Here is a 14,637-nt window from a genome sequence, read left to right as displayed (position 1 = left end):
GACGTATCCCTCCCGAAGTGGAGGGCGCCCTGGCGCCCGTGAACGCGTCCGCGCGAAGGAAGCATCCCGCCACGCGGCCGCGACCTGAGGCGCGAAAGGCGGATCAGACCGCGGCGCGCAGCGCCTCGACGCGGTCCGTCCGCTCCCACGTGAACCCCGGCAGGTCGCGCCCGAAGTGCCCGTAGGCGGCGGTCGCCGCGTACACGGGGCGCAGCAGGTCGAGGTCGCGGATGATCGCGGCGGGGCGCAGGTCGAAGACGCTCTCGATGGCGGCGGCGATCCGCTCGGTGGGCACGGTCTCGGTGCCGAACGTCTCCACGTACAGCCCGACCGGGTGCGCCTTGCCGATCGCGTACGCGACCTGCACCTCGCACCGGCGCGCGAGCCCCGCGGCGACGACGTTCTTCGCGACCCAGCGCATGGCGTACGCGGCGGAGCGGTCGACCTTCGACGGGTCCTTGCCGGAGAAGGCGCCGCCGCCGTGGCGGGCCATCCCGCCGTAGGTGTCGACGATGATCTTGCGGCCGGTGAGTCCCGCGTCTCCCTGCGGCCCGCCGACGACGAACTTGCCGGTCGGGTTGACGATGAGGCGCGCGTGGGACGTCTCGACGCCGGTCTCCTGGGCCACCTGGGCCAGCACGGGGGCGATGACGACGTCGGCGACCTCGCGCTGCAGCTTCTCCTGCACGATGTCGGCGTCGTGCTGCGTGGACAGCACGACGGTGTCGATCCGCACCGGCCGGTCGCCGTCGTACGCGACCGTCACCTGGGTCTTGCCGTCGGGGCGCAGCCCGGGCAGCTCCCCCGACCGGCGCACGGCCGACAGGCGCTCGGCGAGCCGGTGCGACGTCCAGATGGGCAGCGGCATCAGGGACGGGGTCTCGTCCGTGGCGTACCCGAACATGAGGCCCTGGTCGCCGGCGCCCTGCGCGTCGAGGGGGTCGCGGTCGAGGCCCGGACCGGAGGCGTCGTCGCGCTCCTCCAGGCTCTTGTCGACGCCCTGCGCGATGTCGGGCGACTGCTGCCCGATCGACACGGACACGCCGCAGGAGTCGCCGTCGAACCCGATCGCCGACGAGGTGTAGCCGATGCGGCGCACCACCTCGCGCACGATCTGCGGGATCTCGACGTACGCGTCCGTGGTGACCTCGCCCGCCACGTGCACGAGCCCCGTGGTCACCATCGTCTCCACCGCCACGCGCGAGCGGGGGTCCTGCGCCAGCAGCGCGTCCAGGATCGCGTCGGAGATCTGGTCGCACACCTTGTCCGGGTGGCCCTCGGTCACGGACTCGGACGTGAAGAGGCGCAGCGCATCGGTCATGGCGGACAGCCTACGGGCAGCGGGGCGCCCGACCAGGCCCTCGCGGCAGGAAATGTCTCACATGCTGGGGTGAATCTCAGATGCCGGGCAACGTCTTCGCCACGACGTCCCAGATGGCGTCGGCGACCTCGCGCTTCGATCCCGCGGCCTCGGTCACGACGTCGCCGGTGCCGTCGAGCACCGTCACGGCGTTGGTGGGGGCGCCGAAGCCGCGCCCGGAGCCGACCGCGTTCACCGCGAGCAGGTCCGCGCCCTTGCGCAGGGCCTTGCGGCGCCCGTGCTCGAGCACGGAGCCGTCGGAGTCGCCCGTCTCGGCCGCGAAGCCGACGACGAGCTGGCCGGGGCGCAGCCGGTCGTGCGCGAGCTCGGCGAGCACGTCGGGGTTCTCCACGAGCGTGATCGGCGCCGGGCCCGAGCCCGGCACCTTCTTGATCTTGGCGTCCGGCACGTCGGCCGGGCGGAAGTCGGCGACCGCCGCGGCCATCACGACGACGTCCGCGTCCGAGGCGCCCGCGCGCACCGCGTCGCGCAGCTCGGCCGTGGTCTCCACCGGCACGACGACGACGCCTGCCGCCCGGGCGGCCTCGCACACGGCGTCGTCCAGGTTCGCGGCCACGAGCGTGACGTGGGCGCCGCGGGCGCGCGCGGCCTCCGCCAGCGCGGCGCCCTGGCGCCCGCTGGACCGGTTGCCGATGAAGCGCACGGGGTCGATCGGCTCGCGGGTGCCGCCCGCGGAGACGACGACGGTGCGGCCGGACAGGTCCCCGTGGTGCCCGCCCACGGTCTCCGCGGCGCCCGCGCCCGTCGCGGCCGCGAGGGCCACGCGGGCGATCTCCTCCGGCTCGGGCAACCGCCCCGGCCCGGTGTCCGCGCCGGTGAGGCGGCCGCTCGCCGGCTCGATCACCGTGACGCCGCGCTCGCGCAGCGTCGCCACGTTCGCGCGCGTGGCGGGGTGCTCCCACATCTCGGTGTGCATCGCGGGGGCCATCACGACCGGGCAGCGTGCGGTGAGGAGCGTCGAGGTGAGGAGGTCGTCGGCCCGGCCGGTCGCCGCCCGGGCGAGCAGGTCGGCCGTCGCGGGGGCGACGACGACGAGGTCGGCGCCCTGGCCGAGCGCCACGTGCGGGACGTGCGCGACGTCCTCGAAGACCTCGTCCGTGACGGGCTCGCCGGACAGCGCCTCGAACGTCGGCGCGCCGACGAAGCGCAGGGCGGACGCGGTCGGGACGACCCGGACCGTGTGCCCCTCCTCGCGCAGCAGCCGCAGCAGCAGCACGGCCTTGTACGCGGCGATGCCGCCGCTGACGCCGAGCAGGATCCTCATCGCGCGCTACCTCGTCGCCGCAGGGTGACGCCGGTCGCCGACCGGCGTCAGGCCGTCAGAAGGTGATCTCGTCGCCGGGCTCGACGACCGGCTCTGCGGCGGCCGCGGGCTTCTCCTCGACCGGCGTCGAGGTGAGCAGGCCCTCGTTGATCTCGCGCATGGCGATGGAGAGCGGCTTCTCCTGGTTGCGGGTCTCGACCAGCGGGCCCACGTTCTCCAGCAGGCCCTCGTTGAGCTGCGAGTAGTAGGCGTTGATCTGACGGGCGCGCTGGGACGCGTACAGCACGAGGCCGTACTTCGAGTCGGTGCGCTCGAGCAGCTCGTCGATGGGCGGGTCGGTGATGCCGATGGGCTGGGCCACGGTTCCGGCCATGGGTCACACTCCAGACAAACGTTGAGACAAAGTTCGGTGACGGGTTCGCTGACAGCCGCGGTGACGAGACGTCAGGGGGTCAGCGGTCCATCCTACCCGCGCTCGGGCCCGGACCCCCCAAGCCCGGCGTCCTCCAGCGCGACCCGGGGTGCGGCGGACGTCACGCCCATGACCCGCGCGAGCCGGTCCGTGGCGTGGGTGACGTCGTCGTTGACGATCGTCACGTCGAACTCGGCCTCGGCGGCGAGCTCCGTCCGCGCCGTGCGCAGGCGCCGCTCGCGCTCCTCGGCGTCCTCCGTGCCACGGCCCACCAGACGCCGCACCAGCTCGTCGAAGCTCGGCGGGGCGAGGAAGACGAACTGCGCGGCGAGGCCCATCGCCGTGACGGCCTCCCGTACCTGCCGCGCCCCCTGCAGGTCGATCTCCAGCAGGGTGGGCACGCCGGCGGCGAGGTGCTCCTCGACCGGGCCGCGGGGCGTGCCGTACCGGTGCCGGCCGTGCACCACCGCCCACTCGAGCATCTGCCCCTCGGCGACCATCCGGTCGAAATCCTCGGGCGACACGAACAGGTAGTGCACGCCGTGCACCTCACCGGGGCGCGGCGGCCGCGTCGTCGCCGACACGGACAGCCACACCTGCGGGTAGCGCGCGCGGACGTCGGCCGAGACCGTGCCCTTGCCGACGGCCGTCGGACCGGCGAGCACGGTCAGGCGGGCCGGCGTCGCTCCCGCGGGCACGGCGACAGGTGTGCTGTCGGGTGCGGTGACGAGGGAGTCCTGCGATGCCGGACGGCCGGCGGGTGGTGCGGAAATGTCAGCCAAACCTCTCGATGAGCGCCGAAGCCTGGTGCGGCCCGAGGCCGCGGACCCGGCGGGTCTCGGCGATCCCGATCTCCTCCATGATCGCCCGGGCCTTCACCTTACCGACCCCGGGGAGCGACTCGAGCAGCGAGACCACCTTGAGCTTGCCCACGACGTCGTCCTTCTGCCCCTGCTCGATCACGTCCTTGAGGGAGCCCTGGGAGTACTTCAACCGGTTCTTGATCTCCGCGCGGACGCGCCGAGCCTCGGCCGCCTTCTCGAGGGCCGCAGCACGCTGTTCCGGGGTGAGAGGGGGGAGAGCCACGCAAGTCACCTACTCTGTCGGTCCGCCTGTTGAGGGAACTGCTCCCTCGAAAGTAGCCACGACCTGCGAAGGCGGCAATCCGTAGCGCAGGACGGATCGCCGCGCGACCGGGAGGAAAGCGGCATTCGGGTCACGACATCGTCGCAGGTCGCGCGCCTGCCCGGAAAAGACTCCTGCTGCCCGTGCGCCGCGGCCTACGGTCGGGTCATGCCGACCGACTCCCACGAGACCCCGGACGCCGCCGACGACGGGTGGTTCCCCGAGAGCGTCGCCGCCTCCTACGACGCCTCGTCCGACGACGAGTTCGACCCGGCGGTCGTCGAGCGCACGGTCGACGTGCTCGCCGACCTGGCGGGCGACGGCGCCGCCCTCGAGCTCGCGGTCGGCACCGGCCGCCTCGCCGCGCCGCTCGCCCTGCGCGGCGTGCCCGTGCACGGCATCGAGCTGTCCCGGGCGATGGCGGCGCGCGTCGCGGACAAGCCGGGCGGCGACCGCGTCGAGGTGACGATCGGTGACATGACGAGCGCCCGCGTGCCCGGCGAGTTCGCCGTCGCGTACCTCGTCTTCAACACCATCGGGAACGTCACGACGCAGGACGGCCAGGTGGACTGCTTCCGCACCGCCGCGGCGCACCTGCGCCCCGGCGGGTACTTCGTCGTCGAGGTCGGGGTGCCGCCGCTGCGACGCATGCCGCCCGGGCAGGACACCGTGCCGTTCACCGTCGCGCCGGACGCGGCGGGCGGCGGGTACGTGGGCTTCGACCGGCTCGACGTGGTCACCCAGCGGTTCACGTCGAACCACGTGACCGTCGGGCCCGACGGCTCCGGCCGGTTCCGGTGGTTGCCGTTCCGGTACGTGTGGCCGGCCGAGCTGGACCTCATGGCGCGCCTCGCGGGGATGCGCCTGGTGCACCGCTGGGAGGGCTGGGACCGCACGCCGTTCACCGCCGACAGCGAGCGGCACGTGTCCGTGTGGCAGCTCGCCGCGGTCTGACCCGCCCGGGAACGACGAAGGGCCCGCCCCCGTCAGGGGTGCGGGCCCTTCGCGCGGACGGGCGGCGTCAGGGGCGCAGCGCCGCCCGGGCGTCCGCGACGGCCGACGCCGCGGCGGCGCGCAGCCCGTCGGCGTCGGGCCCCGCGGCGAGGACGCCCCGGGAGGACGACGCGAGCACCTGGCGGCGGGCGTCCCCGAAGGCCGAGGCGAGCTCCCGCTCCCCCGCGCCCTGCGCGCCCACGCCGGGCGCCAGCAGCGGACCGTGCACGGCCACGAGGTCCGTCCCGGTCTCCCGGGCGGCGTCACCGACGGTGGCGCCCACGACGAGGCCGACCGAGCCCATCGGCAGCCCCTCGGCGACGGCGCCGGCGTTCAGCACGGCCGCCTGGGCGGCGACCGACGCCGCGACGCTCACGCCGTCGGGCCCGACGGCGTGCTGCACCTCGTGCCCCTCCTTGTTGGAGGTGAGGCACAGCACGAAGATCCCCCGCCCGGTGCGGGCGGCCAGCTCGGCGGCCGGCGCCAGCGAGCCGAAGCCCAGGTACGGCGACACCGTCACCGCGTCGCCCGCGAGCGGGGAGCCGTCGGCCAGGAACGCGTCGGCGTACGCGCTCATCGTCGAGCCGATGTCGCCGCGCTTGGCGTCGACGACCGTCAGCGTGCCGACGGCCCGCGACGCGGCGATCACGTCCTCCAGCGCGGCGACGCCGGCCGAGCCGTGCCGCTCGAAGAACGCGGCCTGCGGCTTGAAGGCCGCCACACGCCCGCCGAGCGCGTCCACCACGCGCAGCCCGAACTCACGCACCCCCGCGGCGTCGTCGCCCAGCCCCCACGCCGCCAGCAGCGACGCGTGCGGGTCGATGCCCACGCACAGCGGCCCGTGGGCGTCCATCGCCGCGGCGAGCTGCGCGCCGAACGGCACCGGCGCGGCGCTCATGCCGACACCGCCGCCGTCGTCCCGACCCCGAGCCGCTCGTGCGTCGCGGCCGTGTGCTCCTGCAGGCTCGCGACGTCGAACGGGCCGCCGCGGACCGCTTCGATGCCCTGCACCGCCGCGGCGAGCTGGTCGACGGTGGTGATCATCGGCTTGTCGGCCGCCGTCGTCGCCGCGCGGATCTCGTAGCCGTCGGCGCGCGCGCCCTGGCCGGACGGCGAGTTCACCACGAGGTCGACCTCGCCGTCGGTGATGAGGTCCACGATCGTGGGCTCGCCGTCGGCGCCACGGCCCTGGGAGAACTTGCGCACCACCGTGCTGCCGATGCCGTTGCGGCGCAGCACCTGCGCCGTGCCGGACGTGGCGAGCACCTCGAACCCCAGCTCCGCGAGGCGCTTCACCGGGAAGACGATCGAGCGCTTGTCCCGGTCCGCGACGGAGACGAACACCCGGCCCGCGGTGGGCAGCCCGCCGAACGCGGCGGCCTGCGACTTCGCGAAGGCGTGCGGGAAGTCCTTGTCGAAGCCCATGACCTCGCCGGTGGAGCGCATCTCCGGACCGAGCACCGTGTCGACGACCTGACCCTCGGCGGTGCGGAACCGCTTGAACGGCAGCACGGCCTCCTTGACGGCCATCGGTGCCCCGAGGTCGAGCGTCCCGCCGTCGCCCTCGGCAGGCAGGACGCCCGCCGCGCGCAGCTCGGCGATCGACTCGCCGACCATGACCCGGGCCGCCGCCTTGGACAGCGAGGTCCCCGTCGCCTTGGACACGAACGGGACGGTGCGCGACGCGCGCGGGTTGGCCTCGAGCACGTACAGGACGTCCGAGACGAGCGCGTACTGCACGTTGAGCAGGCCGCGCACGCCGACGCCCTTCGCGATCGCCTCGGTCGAGCGGCGGATGCGCTCGATCTCGGCCGTCGAGAGGGACACGGGGGGCAGCACGCAGGCCGAGTCGCCCGAGTGGATGCCGGCCTCCTCGATGTGCTCCATGACGCCGCCGAGGAACATCTCCTCGCCGTCGTACAGGGCGTCGACGTCGATCTCCATCGCGTCGTCGAGGAAGCGGTCGATGAGCAGCGGCGCCGGCAGCAGGCCGCCCGCCGTGCGCTCGTCCGCGGCCGCCGCCTCGAGAGCCCGCTCCACGTACTCGGTGAGCTGCTCGGCGGAGTAGACGATCTCCATGCCGCGGCCGCCCAGCACGTACGACGGGCGCACCAGGACGGGGTAGCCGATGGTCTCGGCGACCTCGCGCGCCTGGCCCAGCGAGCGGGCGGTACCGAACGCGGGGGCCGGAAGGCCGGCGTCGAGCAGGACCTGGCCGAAGATGCCGCGGTCCTCGGCGGCGTCGATGGCCTCGGGCGACGTGCCGAGGATCGGCACGCCGGCGTCCGCGAGGCGCTGCGCGAGGGCGAGCGGCGTCTGCCCGCCGAGCTGCACGATGACGCCCTTGACGGGGCCCGCGGCGAGCTCGGCCTCGTAGACCTCGAGCACGTCCTCGAACGTCAGCGGCTCGAAGTAGAGACGGTCCGAGGTGTCGTAGTCCGTCGAGACGGTCTCCGGGTTGCAGTTGACCATGACCGTCTCGTAGCGCTCGGAGAGGGTCAGGGCGGCGTGCACGCACGAGTAGTCGAACTCGATGCCCTGGCCGATCCGGTTCGGGCCCGACCCGAGGATGATCACGGCCTCGCGCTCGCGCGGCGCCACCTCGGTCTCCTCGTCGTAGGACGAGTAGTGGTACGGCGTGCGGGCCGCGAACTCGGCGGCGCAGGTGTCGACCGTCTTGTAGACGGGCCGGACGCCGAGCGCCCGTCGGACCTCGCGGACGGTGGCCTCCCCCGCCGGACCCATGCCGCGCAGGCGCGCGACCTGCACGTCGGACAGACCGTGCCGCTTGGCGCGGCGCAGCACGTCCTCGGTGAGGGTCGGGCCGGCGGCCACCTCCGCGGCGACCTCGTTCATGAGCAGGATCTGGTCGAGGAACCAGGGGTCGATCTTCGTCGCGTCGAAGACCGCCTCGAGCGTCGTGTGCCCGGCGACGACCGCACGCAGCGCCTGCTGCACGCCGACCATGCGGTGCTCCGTGGGGCGCACGATCTCGGCGAGAAGCTGGTCCAGCTCCGCCCCGGACGGCGCGGCGCCGTCCCAGTGGAACGCGACGCCGCCCTTGTCGATCGAGCGCAGGGCCTTGCCGAGGGCCTCGGTGAAGTTGCGGCCCAGCGCCATGGCCTCGCCGACCGACTTCATGGTCGTGGTGAGCGTCGGGTCCGCGGCCGGGAACTTCTCGAAGGCGAAGCGGGGCACCTTGACGACGACGTAGTCGAGCGTGGGCTCGAAGCTCGCCGGCGTGACGCGCGTGATGTCGTTCGGGATCTCGTCGAGCGTGTAGCCCACGGCGAGCTTGGCCGCGATCTTCGCGATCGGGAAGCCCGTCGCCTTCGACGCGAGGGCCGAGGAGCGCGACACGCGCGGGTTCATCTCGATGACGATGATGCGCCCGGTGTCCGGGTCGACGGCGAACTGGATGTTGCAGCCGCCCGTGTCGACGCCGACCTCGCGGATGACGGCGATGCCGATGTCGCGCAGCTTCTGGTACTCGCGGTCGGTGAGCGTCATCGCGGGCGCCACCGTGACCGAGTCGCCGGTGTGCACGCCGACCGGGTCGACGTTCTCGATCGAGCAGACGACCACGACGTTGTCGTCCTTGTCCCGCATGAGCTCGAGCTCGTACTCCTTCCAGCCGAGGATGGACTCCTCCAGGAGCACCTCGGTGGTCGGCGAGTAGTGCAGGCCCTGCCCGACGATGCGGCGCAGCTCGCGCTCGTCGTACGCGAAGCCGGAGCCGAGGCCGCCCATGGTGAACGACGGGCGCACGACCATCGGGTAGCCGAGGTCCGCGGAGGCCGCGACCGCCTCGTCCACGGTGTGCACGATGACGGAGCGGGCGGACTCGCCGCCGCACTTGGCGACGACGTCCTTGAACTGCTGGCGGTCCTCGCCCTTCTGGATGGCGGGGATGTTCGCGCCGATCAGCTCGACGTCGTACTGCTCCAGGACGCCGGCCTCGTCGAGCGCGATGGCCGCGTTGAGCGCCGTCTGGCCGCCCAGGGTGGGCAGCAGGGCGTCGGGACGCTCCTTGGCGATGATCGTGGTGAGGACCTCGGTGGTGATCGGCTCGACGTACGTGGCGTCGGCGAACTCCGGGTCGGTCATGATCGTGGCCGGGTTCGAGTTCACGAGGATGACCCGCAGGCCCTCCTCCCGGAGCACGCGGCAGGCCTGCGTGCCGGAGTAGTCGAACTCGCAGGCCTGGCCGATGACGATCGGGCCGGAGCCGATGACCAGGACGGAGGAGAGGTCGGAACGGCGGGGCATCAGTTCTCCTTCAGCGCGGCCAGCGTGGCGGCGGGGACGGTCACGGGCTCGCGGCTCGTCATGAGCTCGACGAAGCGGTCGAAGAGGTAGGCGCTGTCGTGCGGGCCTGCGGCGGCCTCGGGGTGGTACTGCACGGAGAAGGCCGGCACGTCGAGAGCGGTCAGCCCCTCGACCACCTGGTCGTTGAGGCCGACGTGGGACACGATGACGCGCCCGTAGGCGCGGCCGTCGGTGCGCTCGGCGTCGTGCGGCGCCCTCGACACCGCGTCGAGGGGCGCGTCGACGGCGAACCCGTGGTTGTGCGCGGTGACCTCGACCTTGCCGGTGGTGCGGTCCATGACGGGCTGGTTGATGCCGCGGTGGCCGTACCCGAGCTTGTAGGTGCCGTAGCCGAGCGCGCGGCCCAGCAGCTGGTTGCCGAAGCAGATGCCGAAGAACGGGATGCCGCGGTCCAGCACCCCGCGCAGGAGCTCGATCTCGTGCGTGGCCGACGACGGGTCGCCGGGTCCGTTCGAGAAGAACACGCCCGTGGGCGAGCCGTCGGTCGGCAGCAGGGCCTCGATGTCGGCGATCGTGGCCGACTGGGGCACGACGTGCACGCGCACGCCCCGCTGCGCGAGACGCGCGGGGGTCATGGCCTTGATGCCGAGGTCGACGGCGACGACGGTCGCGAGCGGGGCCTGCCCGGCGAACTCGCCCGACGGCTCGACGACGTACGCCTCGTCGGTCGTGACCTCCGGGGACAGGTTGGCGCCCGCCATCTGCGGGGAGGCCTGCACCTCGGCGACCAGCTCGGGCAGCGACCGCTCCACGAACGTGCCGGGAGCGACCTCGCGCACCAGCGCGTCGCCGGAGAAGATCCCGGCGCGCATGACGCCCAGCTCGCGCAGGTGGCGCGTGAGCTTGCGGGTGTCGACGTCGCTGATGCCCACGACCCCCTGGGCGGCGAGCTCCTCCTCGAGGGAGCGGTCCGCGCGCCAGGAGGACACGCGGCGCGCGGGGTCGCGCAGCACGTAGCCGGCGACCCAGATCTTGCCGGACTCCGGGTCCTCGTCGTTGATGCCGGTGTTCCCGACGTGCGGGGCCGTCATCACGACGATCTGCCGGTGGTACGAGGGGTCGGTGAGGGTCTCCTGGTAGCCGGTCATGCCGGTGGAGAACACGATCTCGCCGAAGGTCGCGCCGCGGGCCCCGTAGGCGCGGCCGCGGGCGACCGTGCCGTCCTCGAGGACGAGGAGTGCCGCGTGCGGCGCGGGCGCGGTGCCCGGCCCGGAGCTGGGTACCGGGCTCGGTGCCGGGCTCGATACAGGGCTGGTCAGGGAGCTGGAGGTCACTGCTCGTCCTTCGGTGCGGGGGCGGAGGTCATGAGGTGGCGCACGGCGTCGACCAGGCGGGAGCGGTCGGGCGCGAGGCGGGTGCGCAGGCCGGTGTCGAGGGCGACGGCGGGCACGCCGTCCGCCTCCGGGTCCTCCCAGGTGACGACGACCAGGCCGTCGGCGCCGACGTACTTGCCGGCCATGCCGGGGGCGAGGCCGACGCCGCGCAGGGCGGCCACGGGGGCGAACACGTCCGGGGCGCCGTCGCGCTCGACGAGCACGCCGGCGTCGTGCACGGACACGTGGGCGGTGGAGCGGTCGCCGAGGTGGTGCGCGCCGACGCGGGCCAGCCAGTCCCCCGCGAGCGTGGAGGAGACGTAGGTGGCGTCGAGGGGGCCCAGACGCAGGGCGCCGAGGTCCTCGGGCACGGCAGGGGGCACGGGGACGGTGCCGCGGGTGCGGGCGGCGAGCCGGCGCCGGCCCGTGAGGATCACGAGCAGGAGCAGGACGCCGATCACGACCCAGATCCCGACGGCCACGGGCATGGGGAGGTTCATCGTGCGCCCCCGAGCCCGACCACCGGCGCGGCGACCGGGGCGCCGTCCAGCACCGTGGCGCGGCCGCGCAGGAACGTCGCCACGACGCGGCCGGGCAGCTCCCGCCCGGCGAAGGGCGTGTTCCCGCTCGCGGTGGCCTGCGCGGCCCCGTCGACCGTCCGGGCGGCGGCCGGGTCGACCAGCGTGAGGTTGGCGGGCTCGCCCACCGCGACCGGTCGGCCGTGATCGGTGACCCGGCCGATCCGGGCGGGGTTGGTCGACAGGACGCGCGCGACGTCGGCCCAGGTGAGGCGGCCGGTGTCGACCATGGTCTGCTGCACGACCGACAGGGCGGTCTCCAGCCCGGTCATGCCGAACGCGGCGGCGCCCCACTCGCAGTCCTTGTCCTCGCGGGTGTGCGGGGCGTGGTCGGTGGCGACGATGTCGATGGTGCCGTCGGCGAGGCCGGCGCGCACCGCCTCGACGTCCTCGGCCGTGCGCAGCGGGGGGTTCACCTTGTACGTGGGGTCGTACGTGCGGGCGAGCTCGTCCGTGAGGATCAGGTGGTGCGGCGTCACCTCGGCGGTGACGTCGATGCCGCGGCCCTTGGCCCACCGGACGATCTCGACGGACCCGGCGGTGGACAGGTGGCACACGTGCAGCCGTGAGCCGACGTGCTCGGCGAGCAGCACGTCGCGGGCGATGATCGCCTCCTCGGCGACCGCGGGCCACCCCGCCAGCCCGATCTCGGCGGACACGACGCCCTCGTTCATCTGGGCGCCCTCGGTGAGGCGAGGCTCCTGCGCGTGCTGCGCGACGACGCCGTCGAACGCCTTGACGTACTCCAGCGCGCGACGCATGAGGATCGGGTCGTGCACGCACTTGCCGTCGTCGGAGAAGACCCGCACGCGGGCGGCTGAGTCGGCCATCGCGCCGAGCTCGGCGAGGCGCTCGCCGCCGAGGCCCACGGTGACGGCACCGACCGGGTGCACGTCGACCCAGCCGGCCTCCTGGCCCAGGCGCCACACCTGCTCGACGACGCCGGCGGTGTCGGCGACCGGCGAGGTGTTCGCCATGGCGTGCACCGCGGTGAAGCCGCCGGCCGCCGCGGCACGGGTGCCGGACGCGACCGTCTCGGCGTCCTCGCGGCCCGGCTCGCGCAGGTGCGTGTGCAGGTCGACCAGGCCGGGCAGCAGGACGTGCCCGTCGGCGGCGACCTCCACGACGTCGTCGCCGGCGGGGACGTCGGCGGCGCCGGGGGCCGTCACCTGGGTGATCACGCCGCCGGAGAGGACGACGTCGGCGGGCTCGCCGCCGAGGGGACGGGCCCCGCGCAGCACATAGGTCGTGGTCACAGGGCGGTCCCTTCGGTGGTGCTCGAGACAGGTGCGGGCAGAGATGTGGGCACAGGAGCGGGCACGGAGGCGGACGAGGAGGTGCCGGACAGCAGCAGGTAGAGCGCGGCCATGCGCACCGCGACGCCGTTGGCGACCTGCTCGACGATGACGGCGCGCTCGGAGTCGGCCGCCTCGGCGGAGATCTCCAGGCCGCGGTTCATCGGGCCCGGGTGCATGACGATCGAGTGCGCGGGCAGCAGCGCCAGGCGGCGACCGTCGAGGCCGAAGTAGCGGGTGTACTCCAGCGGGCTCGGGAAGAACGCGCCCGCGCCGCCGGACATCCGCTCGCGCTGCACGCGGAGCATCATCACGGCGTCCGGCTGCCAGTCGGCGAGCGTGGCGTCCAGGTCGTAGGACGTCCGGCAGGGCCACGACTCGACCCCGACCGGCAGCAGCGTGGGCGGCGAGACGAGCGTCACCTCGGCGCCGAGCGTGCGCAGCAGCCACACGTTGGCGCGGGCGACGCGCGAGTGCAGGACGTCGCCCACGATCGCGACCTTGACGCCCGCGAGGTCGGCGCCGACGCCGTCGTCCCCTCCGCGGCGCAGGCCGCCGCCGTGGCCGCCGAGGTGGCGGCGGATCGTGTAGGCGTCGAGCAGCGCCTGCGTGGGGTGCATGTGCGTGCCGTCGCCGGCGTTGAGCACGGCCGCGTCGAGCCAGCCGGCGTGCGCGAGCTGGTACGGGGCTCCCGAGGCCCAGTGCCGCACCACCACGGCGTCGGCGCCCATGGCGTGCAGGGTGAGCGCGGTGTCCTTGAGGGACTCGCCCTTGGAGACGCTCGACCCCTTGGCCGAGAAGTTGATGACGTCCGCGGACAGCCGCTTGGCGGCCGTCTCGAACGAGATGCGGGTACGCGTGGAGTCCTCGAAGAACAGGTTCACCACGGTGCGACCGCGCAGCGTCGGCAGCTTCTTGATCTCGCGGGACTGCGTCGCGGCCATCTGCGCGGCGGTGTCGAGGAGCTCGATCGCCTCGTCCTTGGCCAGGTCCGCGGTGGAGAGCAGGTGCCTCATCGGTCGCCCCCCTCGCCCGGGGTCGCGGCGCCGGGCTCGCGGCCGCTGATCACCACGGCGTCCGAGCCGTCCACCTCCGCGAGCAGCACGCGCACCCGCTCCGTCTGGGCGGTGGGGAGGTTCTTGCCCACGAAGTCGGGGCGGATCGGCAGCTCGCGGTGACCGCGGTCCACCAGGCACGCGAGGCGCACCGCCTGCGGTCGGCCGAGGTCGCCGATGGCGTCGAGCGCGGCACGGATCGTGCGGCCGGAGAAGAGGACGTCGTCGACCAGGACGACGGTCTTGCCCTCGATCCCGGCCGCGGGCAGCCGCGTGACGCCGACCGCACGGGTGGGCTGGCGGCGCAGGTCGTCGCGGTACATCGTGACGTCCAGCTCGCCGAGGTCGCGCTCCGGGTCGAAGGCGGGGTCGATGCTCGCGAGCCGCTGCGCGAGGCGGGCGGCCAGGGTGACCCCGCGGGTCGGGATACCGAGCAGGACCACGTCCTGGGCTCCCTTGGCGCGCTCGACGATCTCGTGCGCGATACGGGTGAGGGCGCGGGCGACGTCGCTCGCGCCGAGCACGACGGTCCCCTCGGGGACGTCGGGCTGATCGGGTGTTCCGGGCATGCCGGTGCCAGCAGTCACTGGCGACCTCCTTCTCCGCCTCACGGGACGGTGTTAAAGGGTGTCGGTTCTCGTGCCCCTCGAGGCGGGCTCCCAGGGCGTCGTTCTGACGGCCTCCACCTTATCCCGTCGCCTCCGTGCGCCCACCGGGCGTGCCCACGATGCGGGCGCGGCGTGCGTCACACAGCCCGGGACGAGAGTCCCCGAACGACGGACAGGCGGTGGGGGGGGGGGCGGCCGGCGCCGGGGGGGGGGGCCCCCGCCCGGGGGGGGGGGGGGGGGGGAGAGAAAAGGCAGGGGGGGGGGTGGTGAACACGCCCCCCCCC

General features: G+C 73.9%; 13 protein-coding genes. 1 reads left to right on the top strand and 12 read right to left on the bottom strand.

Going from position 1 to position 14,637, the window contains the following annotated elements; translation table 11 throughout:
* Positions 1 to 103 precede the first annotated feature (103 nt).
* From metK to mihF, 5 genes are all read right to left on the bottom strand, one after another.
* The gene (gene metK, locus ACFQ8Y_RS22435; RefSeq protein WP_430586788.1) at positions 104 to 1,321 is read right to left on the bottom strand and encodes a methionine adenosyltransferase; all 1,218 of its coding nucleotides are present in this window, start codon (positions 1,319 to 1,321) and stop codon (positions 104 to 106) included.
* Between the two features lie 76 nt (positions 1,322 to 1,397).
* The gene (coaBC, locus tag ACFQ8Y_RS22430; protein ID WP_430586787.1) at positions 1,398 to 2,645 is read right to left on the bottom strand and encodes a bifunctional phosphopantothenoylcysteine decarboxylase/phosphopantothenate--cysteine ligase CoaBC; all 1,248 of its coding nucleotides are present in this window, start codon (positions 2,643 to 2,645) and stop codon (positions 1,398 to 1,400) included.
* Positions 2,646 to 2,700: 55 nt separating this feature from the next.
* Positions 2,701 to 3,018, bottom strand: coding sequence for a DNA-directed RNA polymerase subunit omega (rpoZ, locus tag ACFQ8Y_RS22425; protein WP_430552637.1), 318 nt, complete (start codon positions 3,016 to 3,018; stop codon positions 2,701 to 2,703).
* A 92-nt stretch (positions 3,019 to 3,110) separates the two neighbouring features.
* Positions 3,111 to 3,755 carry a guanylate kinase gene (gene gmk / locus ACFQ8Y_RS22420; protein ID WP_430586786.1) on the bottom strand — a complete coding sequence of 215 codons (645 nt, stop codon included), beginning with the start codon at positions 3,753 to 3,755 and terminating at the stop codon, positions 3,111 to 3,113.
* 76 nt (positions 3,756 to 3,831) lie between these two features.
* Positions 3,832 to 4,143: an integration host factor, actinobacterial type gene (gene mihF / locus ACFQ8Y_RS22415; protein ID WP_380323750.1), complete on the bottom strand. Its 312-nt coding sequence runs from the start codon at positions 4,141 to 4,143 to the stop codon at positions 3,832 to 3,834.
* 207 nt (positions 4,144 to 4,350) lie between these two features.
* Here mihF and ACFQ8Y_RS22410 point away from each other — a divergent pair, with 207 nt between their 5' ends.
* Positions 4,351 to 5,136 (top strand): class I SAM-dependent DNA methyltransferase, encoded by a 786-nt coding sequence (locus ACFQ8Y_RS22410; RefSeq protein WP_430586785.1) that lies wholly within the window; start codon positions 4,351 to 4,353, stop codon positions 5,134 to 5,136.
* Between the two features lie 67 nt (positions 5,137 to 5,203).
* Here ACFQ8Y_RS22410 and pyrF read toward each other — a convergent pair whose 3' ends face one another.
* From pyrF to pyrR, 7 genes are read right to left on the bottom strand one after another with little or no spacing between them, the layout of a single operon-like run.
* The gene (pyrF, locus tag ACFQ8Y_RS22405) at positions 5,204 to 6,073 is read right to left on the bottom strand and encodes an orotidine-5'-phosphate decarboxylase (RefSeq protein ID WP_430586784.1); all 870 of its coding nucleotides are present in this window, start codon (positions 6,071 to 6,073) and stop codon (positions 5,204 to 5,206) included.
* The gene (gene carB / locus ACFQ8Y_RS22400; RefSeq protein ID WP_430552633.1) at positions 6,070 to 9,444 is read right to left on the bottom strand and encodes a carbamoyl-phosphate synthase large subunit; all 3,375 of its coding nucleotides are present in this window, start codon (positions 9,442 to 9,444) and stop codon (positions 6,070 to 6,072) included. Before carB ends, pyrF begins: the two co-directional genes overlap by 4 nt.
* Positions 9,444 to 10,778: a glutamine-hydrolyzing carbamoyl-phosphate synthase small subunit gene (gene carA / locus ACFQ8Y_RS22395; RefSeq protein WP_430552632.1), complete on the bottom strand. Its 1,335-nt coding sequence runs from the start codon at positions 10,776 to 10,778 to the stop codon at positions 9,444 to 9,446. The genes carB and carA overlap by 1 nt, the downstream gene beginning before the upstream one ends.
* Positions 10,775 to 11,317 carry a hypothetical protein gene (locus ACFQ8Y_RS22390; RefSeq protein WP_430586783.1) on the bottom strand — a complete coding sequence of 181 codons (543 nt, stop codon included), beginning with the start codon at positions 11,315 to 11,317 and terminating at the stop codon, positions 10,775 to 10,777. Before ACFQ8Y_RS22390 ends, carA begins: the two co-directional genes overlap by 4 nt.
* On the bottom strand, positions 11,314 to 12,651 hold the full coding sequence (locus ACFQ8Y_RS22385; RefSeq protein WP_430552630.1) for a dihydroorotase: 1,338 nt from the start codon (positions 12,649 to 12,651) through the stop codon (positions 11,314 to 11,316). The genes ACFQ8Y_RS22390 and ACFQ8Y_RS22385 overlap by 4 nt, the downstream gene beginning before the upstream one ends.
* Complete coding sequence (locus tag ACFQ8Y_RS22380; RefSeq protein WP_430552629.1) at positions 12,648 to 13,706, bottom strand: aspartate carbamoyltransferase catalytic subunit; 1,059 nt, start codon at positions 13,704 to 13,706, stop codon at positions 12,648 to 12,650. The genes ACFQ8Y_RS22385 and ACFQ8Y_RS22380 overlap by 4 nt, the downstream gene beginning before the upstream one ends.
* The gene (gene pyrR, locus ACFQ8Y_RS22375) at positions 13,703 to 14,314 is read right to left on the bottom strand and encodes a bifunctional pyr operon transcriptional regulator/uracil phosphoribosyltransferase PyrR (RefSeq protein ID WP_430586789.1); all 612 of its coding nucleotides are present in this window, start codon (positions 14,312 to 14,314) and stop codon (positions 13,703 to 13,705) included. Before pyrR ends, ACFQ8Y_RS22380 begins: the two co-directional genes overlap by 4 nt.
* Between the last annotated feature and the right edge of the window lie 323 nt (positions 14,315 to 14,637).

This window comes from Isoptericola sp. NPDC056605 (assembly GCF_042792795.1).
GTDB lineage: Bacteria > Actinomycetota > Actinomycetes > Actinomycetales > Cellulomonadaceae > Isoptericola.
Note: the sequence above shows the minus strand (reverse complement) of the source record. Positions and strands in the feature narration are given on the sequence as shown.

Bases quoted from the DNA above. Each gene is read 5' to 3' on its own strand.
- metK (WP_430586788.1), bottom strand. From the start codon at position 1,321: ATGACCGATGCGCTGCGCCTCTTCACGTCCGAGTCCGTGACCGAGGGC.
- coaBC (WP_430586787.1), bottom strand. From the start codon at position 2,645: ATGAGGATCCTGCTCGGCGTCAGCGGCGGCATCGCCGCGTACAAGGCC.
- rpoZ (WP_430552637.1), bottom strand. From the start codon at position 3,018: ATGGCCGGAACCGTGGCCCAGCCCATCGGCATCACCGACCCGCCCATC.
- ACFQ8Y_RS22410 (WP_430586785.1), top strand. From the start codon at position 4,351: ATGCCGACCGACTCCCACGAGACCCCGGACGCCGCCGACGACGGGTGG.
- pyrF (WP_430586784.1), bottom strand. From the start codon at position 6,073: ATGAGCGCCGCGCCGGTGCCGTTCGGCGCGCAGCTCGCCGCGGCGATG.
- carB (WP_430552633.1), bottom strand. From the start codon at position 9,444: ATGCCCCGCCGTTCCGACCTCTCCTCCGTCCTGGTCATCGGCTCCGGC.
- ACFQ8Y_RS22390 (WP_430586783.1), bottom strand. From the start codon at position 11,317: ATGAACCTCCCCATGCCCGTGGCCGTCGGGATCTGGGTCGTGATCGGC.
- ACFQ8Y_RS22380 (WP_430552629.1), bottom strand. From the start codon at position 13,706: ATGAGGCACCTGCTCTCCACCGCGGACCTGGCCAAGGACGAGGCGATC.
- pyrR (WP_430586789.1), bottom strand. From the start codon at position 14,314: ATGCCCGGAACACCCGATCAGCCCGACGTCCCCGAGGGGACCGTCGTG.